Here is a 6,476-nt window from a genome sequence, read left to right on the forward strand (position 1 = left end):
ATCCCTTTTGTCAGTGGTGAGGATCATCGCTGGACAGTAACCGAAACCCTAAGGAAAATCCATGCAAGATATTGAAAAAACTACCATATCCGAGTCGGAGTTGCACCGTCTCGCAACCCTCGCCTTGTGCGGTTTTGGTGTCGCTGAGGCCGCCGCGGCCGATGCGGCCAAGGTGCTCGTCCTGGCTGAAATGATGGGCATTACCACCCACGGCGCATCGCGGGTCGCACAATATGGGTCTCGTCTGCGCATTGGCGGGATCAAGCCCGATGCCGCGATCGTCGCGACCCGCGTGGCACCCGCTTTGGCGACGCTCGATGGCGACAATGGGCTTGGGCCAGCGATCGGCATGGCGGCACTGACAGAAGCGATGGACATGGCCAGAGACGCCGGGATCGGGGCTGTCTTCGTGCGCCACTCGAACCATTTCGGTCCGATCGCGCCCTATGCGCTGCTCGCGGCGGAAGCGGGGTTCGCAAGTTTCATCGCGTCGAACGCAAGCACCACCATTGCGCCGACCGGCGGGGCGGAGGCGAAGCTTGGGAACAACCCGCTGGGGTTTGGCTTCCCCAATCCGGCCGGGCACCCGGTCATCCTTGATATGGCGATGTCCGTCGTTGCGCGCGGTAAAATCCGTGACGCTGAAACCGCAGGACAACCGATCCCCGAAGGCTGGGGCACCGACGCCGATGGCCGCCCGACGACGGATCCGACCGCGGCGCTCAAGGGCTTTCTACTGCCGATGGGCGGCTACAAGGGTTATGGCCTCTCGCTGTGCGTTGATCTGATGACGGGGATGCTGTCCAACGCCGCCTACCTGACCCACGTAAAAAGCTGGTCCAGCGAACCAGAAGCAGCGCAGAATCTTGGTCACAGCTTCATTTTGATCGACACCAGTCGTTTGATGCCAGCAGCAGAGCTGGGGGAACGGATGGAGGATTTCGGAACGATCCTGCATGAAACCCAGCCCTCCGACCCGGCCGTCTTGGTCCAATTGCCCGGCGAGCGGGAATTGAAGAGACTGCGTCAGGCACGCGAGACCGGCATTTCCCTACCAACTGCAGTTCTCGCAAATTTGCGCGACCTGGCTGCGGTGACAGAATCTTTCTCGCCCAAGGAGAACGTGTGATGAATGGATTGGCGAAGGGTGCCATCGTGCACCCTGCCGACAGACCCCGCATCAGCCGGCAGGGTGGGGCGTCGACGATACAAATGGTGACGCCCCAAATCGGGGCAACTGCATTCTTGAACGGCTTTACGGACATACCACCCTCCGCAGCAATCCCTTTGCATTTTCATAACTGCGAGGAGAGCGTGCTGATCGTTGCCGGCAATGCAACGGTGGAAATTGACGGTGTAGGTCATCAAGCCTCCGAGGGTGACGTAACCTGGCTACCCGCGGGCGTCTCCCATCGTTTCATCAACCCATCAGATACGCATCTTTTGCGAATTTTTTGGACCTACAGCTCGATTCAGGCGACGCGGACGCATATCGCGACCGGTGTTGAAGTTCCGATTATGTCGGAAAGTGATTGAAGTGCCGACTGCCTCTACGTGATTTAAAGCATTGAGGCAGTCCGTGATTCTAACAAAGTCAACCCACTACTATTTCCCGGTTTTCGACGTTGGTATCCAAAAATGAAGACCGTGAAGTCTTGGTCCTGGTCGAAACCTGCGACATGTCGATGCAATTCGGCTACAGGTTTATCTCTAGAAAATGAATTTACTGAAAGTCTCTTTATTTTCGGCGAAATTGAACTGATCACAAATCTGCGCGATACCGAGCCCTGCATTTTAGGGAGCCGAATTCACGACAGTGGAACTTGACGAGCGCGGATAATCGCCCTGTCCACATAGCATTATTTAAGTATAGCAGACGCTGCTCAAAGCGCGAAGGTCTGCTTGAGTGAAGCCGCACCGCAGCGATGAACCGGTCGGCGAACGGCGGATTTGGGCCGGAAGCGACGGCAGTCGAGGGTTGCCAGACGCTCGAGGCGCTGCACCGCCGCATGTCGGCTCCGAGTCTGTCTGACCGGTTTTCTGCTATGCGGCGATTGTCGGCTTGTTTCCTCGGATGATGCGCAGATCATCTGTTACGATGTAGCCTCAACCGTTGAATTGGTAAAATTTCACTCTGTCGATTAACCTGTAATGGTTTTGGTGGTCGTTTGAGGACGGGGTGATACGAACAGGGCGAGGCAACATCGACGTCACGGTGGCTACTGCGGCGTCGACATGCCAAGGCCCGACGCCTGCGCGCCGAGCCTCTTCGTGTTGCGCACGGTGGCTCGGTCAGAGTTTCAGCCGCAGGAACAGCGTTTCGCCGGAACTGTCGTCCACACCGTCATTGTCGGTGACGACATAAGCGGTGCCGTCTGCGCCGAATGCTAGACCCTCGACCTTGTCTACTGCATATCCGCCGGTCGCGGTAAGGTCGGGGATCAGGTCGCGCACGATCTCCTTCGCGACGACGGGCAGCGCGCCGCCCACTGGTGCGGGTGTCAGGCCGTCCAGCGCGACGCGCGTGATCAGCTTGATCCTTGCCGCGTCCCCGATCTGGTTGTCGCGTTCGATCAGGTAGAGGTAGCCGTCGTGGTCCACGATCTCGCTCAGGCCCACCCAGCCGGCCTCTGCCGTTTCAAGAGGGTAGGCAACAGCAGTCCACGTCTCGGTCTCCGGCGCATAGTTCAGCAGTTTGACAGTGCCATCGGCGTCGTCGGCCCAGGCGCGTTGCACGGCCATCCACAAGGTGCCATCCTCGGCCAGTGTGATGCCTTCGAGGCCATTGGTCGTGGCGCCTGCGACCAAATCCGCGGGCAGATCGACGGTGTCCACGACCACGCCATCGGCCCCGACATGCCACAACCGCTGCGGGCGCTCCTTCTCGGCGTGGCCTTCGTTGGCCAGCCAGAACCCGCCAGCCCCATCGGTCGTGATCCCCTCGAGGTCGATCCCGGCGGGAGCAGCACCGTCCTGCGTGACAGGTGTGGCGGCGGTGATGCGGGCCGGTTCGGACGATGCGTCGATGGTAAAGATCATCGGGCTGCCGGCGTAGAAGCTGTCATTCACCGCGTACAGCATGCCGTCGTCATCCGAGGTCAGGCCCGACAGGGCGCCCCAGCCGATTAGCGTATCGGCCCCGGCAGAGGTCAGCATCGGGTAGTTGGCGCTGCCTTCGGCGTATTCATAAACCATGACGTGCGACCGCGCCGCACCGTCCACGCCCAGGTCGGTCTCGTTGGCGGAGACCAGCAAGTTGCGGGACGGGATCACCTTGAAGCCTTCGGGCCCGATACCGGACGGAAGGATCTGCATCAGCGCCGGGTTTGCCGGGTCAGTCAAGTCATAAACGCCTACGGCCGACCCGCGTTCGGAGCCGACAAACGCCATCGGTGTGCCGTCGAAGGTGCCGAACTCGATCGACTCGGGCTCCACGCCCTTGTTTTCGGACCGGCCCTCGGGATAGTGGCCGATCTCGATCAGCGCATGTTCGAACGTGTTCCCGGAATCATAGATGACCGTGCCGTCCTTGTTCCAGATCGTCCAGCCACGGCTGCCACCGTCCATGTCACCTTCGTTGGCGGTGGCGAAGTGGTCGGCGTCGATCCAGTTGACGGAATCGGGTTCACGGGGAACGTCGGTCAGCGTATCTGTGAACAACAGCGCGTCATCCTCGGTCGCGTCGATACCGTCGATGGTGACAGTCCCGGCCGAGAAGCTGGACAGCAGCTCGCCGGTCTTTGACACGACGACCAGCCAGTTGTTTTCCTGCATCGTCATGACGATTTCGCCTGCGTCGTTGATATCGACGAACTCGGGCTCCGGGTCCTCCGGTGCGATATCGGCCAAGCCGGTCATCTCGACCTTGGTGATCCCATTGCAGTCAGCGGCACCGTCCATGACCGGCACAATGGAAAGCCAGCCAGCTGGCAACTGTCCCACGCGACCGTCGCCAAAATCCTCGTCACGCTCGTTTTCGATCGCGACGACGACGAAGGTGCCGTCGGGGGCGACGGCAACGGAGTCGGGCTGTCCGCCCAGATCGCAGCTTGCGGTTTCGCTCAGCGATGCGACATCGACGATGGCAAGACGACCGGACGGCTGGGCATAGCTCTCGGAGGTGTTGACGCCGACGAACGCGATGTTGCCCATGATGCCGACCGATGTCGGCTCACCTTCCATGGCCAATTCACCCGCCGGTGCGGGGCTGGCCGGGTCGGTCAGGTCGATCGCACCGATAACGCCCGCGAGGCTGTCGGAATAGATCAGTTTCATGCCGTCTTCCGTCGCGTCGATGATCTCGGCCGACGTCTCCTTAACATCACCGTTCGCGGCGACGGGAAAGCTGGCGATCCGGTTAAAGGTCATGTCCTGCGCTGACGCTGATCCAGCGATCAACGCAAAGATCGAAACGAGAGGCAATTGTCTGGTCGTCATGATATTTTCCCTGTCTGTGACAGGCGTCGGCTTGCCATGATGGTGTAACGATTATGCGACTTGCTCCAGAATTAGGAGCATGCTAAGGCATTGGTTGTTCGCAACGGTCTCAGGCCAGCCCGTTCTTTCCGATCGACAAAAACAGATCAGTCCTGTCTTACCATAGCATAGCATCGCATTGCTATGTCCGCTCACCGGACCTTGCCACTGGCTGAAGTGAAGGCCCGGTCCGAGTGCATCTACGACATTTGATGTGAAGTCCCGGGATCAAACGGCGATCCCGCAACCCTTTTGCATCATATCGCCAGGTTGCAGGCCCTGCGTATGGCAACTTGGACCGCCGACGGTGGCTGTTTCGGGTCAAACTCCGTGCGGGGCAGCAGCGGCGGCTGCGCCATGAATCGCGGCTCGGTCCCACAATGCGACTGCGCCGCGTGAACCACGAAAGGATGGCAAAGGTAGACCGTTCCAGCCTCTCCGGTCGCGAGAGCGATCTCGCAGTCCTGCGTGGAGGTGTAGCCTCCAGCCGAGAGCTGCTTGAGGGTAGCACCGGCTTTGCCGTGGGGTAGCAGTTCTCTGGCAATGGTGGCATGCGACCCCTTCCGTATCCGGGTGGGAGCGCCACCGGATCCGACGTCCGAGAACAGAAACAGCATCAGAAGCGCCCTGTCACTGCTCATGACGTTCGCCCGCCATTCCATGAAGTCGGGGTTCTCGGTCCCGAAGCTCATGTCCACGTGCCAACCATCATCTCCGGCACTCTCTCGTGACGGAAAGCGGATCGGGAAGGTGCCGAGCCCCTGAGGCGGCAGCCACCGGCCTTCTCCAACCAGCGTGTCATAGGCGGCATGCAAGCGGGGCGTATGCCAGTCCATGATCGCTACCAGATAGAGGAAACCGCGGCGCATCGGCAGATAGGTGATGTCCACACACCAGACCTGGTTGGGTCGCTCCACACGCAGCCCGCGCAAGAGGTAGGGATAGGTCTTGTGCCCCTTCGCCGGCTTGCTGGTGTTGGGCTTCTGATAAATCGGCATCAGTCCCATCAGGCGCATGAGCCGACGGACGCGCTTCTCGTTCACCGCGTGCTCAGCGATGAGAACGAACTGATCGCCGATCTGCTGGTCGGCCTGACAGACGCGCGCAAGACGTGGGGCTTCGGGCTGTGTTTTCTGCACCTGCGCAACGTGAAGGGGCACCCGTGGAATCACAAGCGCGTCTACCGGATCTACTGCGCGTTGGAGCTGAACTTGCGGATCAAGCCGCGCAAAAGGTTGAAGCGGGACGTGCCGGACGCTCTGGCCGTGCCAGAATGCCCGAATGTGACATGGTCGATGGACTTCATGGCGGATCGGCTTGAGGACGGTCGCGCGTTCCGGCTCCTGAACGTGCTGGACGACTTCAACCGGGAAGGTTTGGGCATCGAGGTGGATTTCTCCCTGCCGGCAGAGCGGGTCATCCGCAGCCTGAACAACATCATCGAATGGCGCGGGAAGCCCAAGACCATCCGCGTGGACAACGGCCCGGAATACATCAGTCATGCGCTGCTGGAATGGGCCGAAGAGCAGGGCATCGCCTTGGCCCACATCCAGCCAGGTCAACCGCAACAGAACGCCTACATCGAGCGCTACAACCGCACCGTCCGGCACGAATGGCTGGACCAATACATCATCAACAGCATCGAGGAGGCCCAGCATTTCGCCACCCAGTGGCTCTGGACTTACAACAACGATCGCCCGAACATGGGCATTGGCGGCATCACGCCGGCAATGAAACTGAAAATGGCTGCGTAAGTTCTACGACCTCGTCCCGTTAAAAACGGGGGGATTACAGAGACATGCATGAAAGTCATCTGGCATTCCGTGATTGGGCATCCCGCTATGATGACTCCTCCTTTTTAGGACGCAATCGCGCCCAGCATGAAGGCTGGCTCAAAGCACAAACTGAACCGCGCCGGGTTTGCCGGAGACCGTTTGCTTCACTTTATGCGACCATATCGAGCGCGGCACGCTGCGCATAGTAGTTGGCTTCGGCCTCGA

At 60.0% G+C, this 6,476-nt stretch carries 3 protein-coding genes and 2 pseudogenes; 3 read left to right on the forward strand and 2 right to left on the reverse strand.

The window, feature by feature from the left end:
- Nucleotides 1-61 precede the first annotated feature (61 nt).
- Nucleotides 62-1,129, forward strand: coding sequence for an Ldh family oxidoreductase (locus tag BUA54_RS19440; RefSeq protein WP_072858912.1), 1,068 nt, complete (start codon nucleotides 62-64; stop codon nucleotides 1,127-1,129).
- The gene (locus BUA54_RS19445; protein WP_072858913.1) at nucleotides 1,129-1,536 is read left to right on the forward strand and encodes a cupin domain-containing protein; all 408 of its coding nucleotides are present in this window, start codon (nucleotides 1,129-1,131) and stop codon (nucleotides 1,534-1,536) included. The genes BUA54_RS19440 and BUA54_RS19445 overlap by 1 nt, the downstream gene beginning before the upstream one ends.
- 756 nt (nucleotides 1,537-2,292) lie before the next feature.
- Here the strand turns inward: BUA54_RS19445 and BUA54_RS19450 are convergent.
- Together BUA54_RS19450 and BUA54_RS21330 are read right to left on the reverse strand one after the other, a co-directional pair.
- Complete coding sequence (locus BUA54_RS19450) at nucleotides 2,293-4,437, reverse strand: esterase-like activity of phytase family protein (protein WP_072858914.1); 2,145 nt, start codon at nucleotides 4,435-4,437, stop codon at nucleotides 2,293-2,295.
- An 851-nt stretch (nucleotides 4,438-5,288) separates the two neighbouring features.
- Nucleotides 5,289-5,525, reverse strand: a pseudogene (locus BUA54_RS21330) (IS3 family transposase); the annotation flags it as partial.
- On the opposite strand from BUA54_RS21330, the pseudogene BUA54_RS19460 reads away from it, so the two are divergent.
- A pseudogene (locus tag BUA54_RS19460) lies at nucleotides 5,526-6,230 on the forward strand (IS3 family transposase); the annotation flags it as partial.
- Nucleotides 6,231-6,476 lie beyond the last annotated feature (246 nt).

The sequence above is a fragment of the Loktanella atrilutea genome (genome assembly GCF_900128995.1).
GTDB lineage: Bacteria > Pseudomonadota > Alphaproteobacteria > Rhodobacterales > Rhodobacteraceae > Loktanella > Loktanella atrilutea.

Coding starts and splice junctions, on each gene's coding strand:
- BUA54_RS19445 (WP_072858913.1), top strand. CDS start 1,129: ATGAATGGATTGGCGAAGGGTGCCATCGTGCACCCTGCCGACAGACCC.
- BUA54_RS19450 (WP_072858914.1), bottom strand. CDS start 4,437: ATGACGACCAGACAATTGCCTCTCGTTTCGATCTTTGCGTTGATCGCT.
- BUA54_RS19440 (WP_072858912.1), top strand. CDS start 62: ATGCAAGATATTGAAAAAACTACCATATCCGAGTCGGAGTTGCACCGT.